A 231-nucleotide genomic window follows, 5' to 3' on the forward strand; every position below is an offset into this window, starting at 1 on the left:
GAGGAGGGGGTAATGGTGGTGATGTGGGTGGAGAGTCTGGGAAGGGATGGGGTGTGAGGATGAGGGGGGGTAGTAGAGGTAGAGTTATTGAAGGAGGGGTGATGGGGGGAGGTGTTGAAGGGGTGGTGAAGGGAGAGGATGGAGGAGGTGAGAAGTTTGATGTGAGTCGCGGGATTGGAAGTTGAGAAGACCTTTATGGGAATGTCTTAGGTAAAGAGTATTTGTTCCAGG

1 pseudogene is annotated in these 231 nt (G+C 52.8%); it reads left to right on the plus strand.

The features are described from left to right. Positions 1-185, plus strand: a pseudogene (locus FS628_RS32410) (peptidoglycan-binding domain-containing protein); the annotation flags it as partial. Positions 186-231: the final 46 nt, after the last annotated feature.

Origin of the sequence: Paenibacillus xylanexedens (assembly GCF_007676705.1) — a bacterium.
GTDB lineage: Bacteria > Bacillota > Bacilli > Paenibacillales > Paenibacillaceae > Paenibacillus > Paenibacillus xylanexedens_C.